The following is a 2,602-nucleotide window of genomic DNA, read 5'->3' on the forward strand; positions in this document are numbered from 1 at the left end:
CCATGCGCCGCGCGCTCCGGCGAGCGAGGGACGGGGTCGCACTCGACGTGTCCGAGGCCAAAAATACCTGCTCCAGGCCCGGGGTGAAGGCCTGCGCGACCTCAGCGCCTCGGCCGCCCGCGTCCGCGACGCGGGGCTCGAAAGCGGCGGGCAGGCCCGGCGTGCTCACGTACTCCAAGAAGGTCTTCATCCCGCTCACCCGCCTGTGCCGGGACACCTGCCACTACTGCACCTTCGTCACCGTCCCCGGCAAGCTCCGCCGCGAGGGTCACGGCATGTTCATGTCGCCCGACGAGATCCTTGAGGTCGTCCGGCAGGGCGCCGCGCTCGGCTGCAAGGAAGCGCTCTTCACGCTCGGCGACAAGCCCGAGGACCGCTGGCCCGAGGCCCGCGAGTGGCTCGACGCGCACGGCTACGACGACACGCTCGCCTACGTACGGGCCATGGCGATCCGCGTCCTGGAGGAGACCGGTCTCCTCCCGCACCTCAACCCGGGCGTCATGTCCTGGTCCGACCTCCAGCGCCTCAAGCCCGTCGCGCCCTCGCTCGGCATGATGCTGGAGACGACGGCGACGCGGCTGTGGTCCGAGAAGGGCGGCCCCCACTACGGCTCCCCGGACAAGGAGCCCGCCGTGCGGCTGCGCGTGCTGGAGGACGCGGGCCGCAGCAACGTCCCCTTCACGACCGGCGTCCTCATCGGCATCGGCGAGTCGTACGAGGAACGCGCCGACTCCCTCTTCCAGCTCCGCCGCGTCCAGCGCGCCCACCACGGCATCCAGGAAGTCATCGTCCAGAACTTCCGCGCCAAGCCGGACACGGCGATGCGCGCCATGCCGGACGCGGAGCTGGAGGAACTGGCCGCCAGCATCGCCGTCGCCCGGCTCCTGCTCGGCCCCGAGGCGCGCGTGCAGGCCCCGCCGAACCTCGTGGACCGGGAGTACGCGCTCATCATCGGCGCGGGCATCGACGACTGGGGCGGCGTCTCGCCCCTCACGCCCGACCACGTCAACCCCGAGCGCCCCTGGCCGCACATCGACGAACTCGCCTCGCGCACCGCCGAGTCGGGGTTCGAGCTGCGCGAACGCCTCACGATCTACCCGGAGTTCCTCCAGCGCGGCGAGCCCTGGCTCGACCCGCGCCTCCTCCCGCACGTGCGCGCCCTCGCCGACCCGGAGACCGGCCTCGCCCGCCCCGACGCGCGACCCGAGGGCCTGCCCTGGCAGGAACCCGACGAGGGCTTCACCGCGAGCGGACGCACCGACCTGCACACGGCGATCGACACGGAGGGCCGTACGAGCGACAGGCGCGGCGACTTCGACGCGGTGTACGGGGACTGGGCGGCGCTGCGCGAGCAGGCCGCGCCCGGCATGGTGCCGCAGCGCATCGACACCGACGTACGGCAGGCGCTCGCCGTCGCCGCCGACGACCCGACCCGCCTCACCGACGACGAGGCACTGGCCCTCCTGCACGCGGACGGGCCCGCCCTCGACGCCGTGTGCCGGATCGCGGACGACATCCGCGAGAGCGTCGTCGGCGAGGACGTCACCTACATCGTCACGCGCAACATCAACTTCACCAACGTCTGCTACACCGGCTGCCGTTTCTGCGCCTTCGCGCAACGCCGCACCGACGCCGACGCCTACACGCTCTCGCTCGACCAGGTCGCCGACCGCGCCCAGCAGGCGTGGGACGTGGGGGCCGTCGAGGTGTGTATGCAGGGCGGCATCCACCCCGACCTGCCCGGCACCGCGTACTTCGACATCGCGCGCGCGGTCAAGGAGCGGGTCCCCGGGATGCACGTGCACGCCTTCTCGCCGATGGAGGTCGTCAACGGCGCCGCGCGCACCGGGCTCTCGGTACGGGAGTGGCTGACGGCCGCGCGCGAGGCGGGCCTGGACACCATCCCCGGCACGGCCGCCGAGATCCTGGACGACGAGGTCCGCTGGGTCCTCACCAAGGGCAAACTCCCGGCGGCGGACTGGATCGACGTCGTCACGACGGCGCACGAACTCGGCATCCGCTCCAGCTCCACGATGATGTACGGGCACGTCGACCAGCCCCGCCACTGGCTCGGCCACTTCCGCACCCTCGCCGCGATCCAGCAACGCACGGGCGGCTTCACGGAGTTCGTGACCCTCCCCTTCATCCACACCAACGCCCCCGTCTACCTCGCGGGCATCGCCCGCCCGGGTCCGACCGCCCGCGACAACCGCGCGGTCACCGCGATGGCGCGCATCCTCCTGCACCCCTACATCCCCAACATCCAGACGAGTTGGGTGAAGCTCGGCGCGGAGGGCGCGGCGGAGATGCTGCGTTCGGGCGCCAACGACCTCGGCGGCACGCTCATGGAGGAGACCATCTCCCGCATGGCGGGCTCGCGTTACGGCTCCTACCGCTCGATCCGTGACCTCGAAGCCATCGCCGAGGCGGCCGGCCGCCCCCACCGCCCCCGCACGACGACGTACGGCGAGGTCCCGGCCGAACGCGTGACCACCGCCCGCGCCTCCGACGGCCACCTCCCCGACCTCCTCCCGGTCCTGGACTGAGGCCGGCGCGGGGCGCCGGACCGGGCCGCGGAGCGCGCCTCCCGCCCGGCGCCCCG

The 2,602-nt window shown here is 72.9% G+C and carries 1 protein-coding gene; it reads left to right on the forward strand.

Annotated elements, in window-relative coordinates:
- Positions 1 to 2 precede the first annotated feature (2 nt).
- Entirely contained in the window at positions 3 to 2,546 is a 2,544-nt protein-coding gene (locus SSBG_RS16910; RefSeq protein WP_008747310.1) for a bifunctional FO biosynthesis protein CofGH, read from the forward strand.
- The last annotated feature ends 56 nt before the right edge of the window (positions 2,547 to 2,602 follow it).

The organism is Streptomyces sp. SPB074, assembly GCF_000154905.1.
Taxonomy (GTDB): domain Bacteria; phylum Actinomycetota; class Actinomycetes; order Streptomycetales; family Streptomycetaceae; genus Streptomyces.

Bases quoted from the DNA above. Each gene is read 5' to 3' on its own strand.
- SSBG_RS16910 (WP_008747310.1), top strand. From the start codon at position 3: ATGCGCCGCGCGCTCCGGCGAGCGAGGGACGGGGTCGCACTCGACGTG.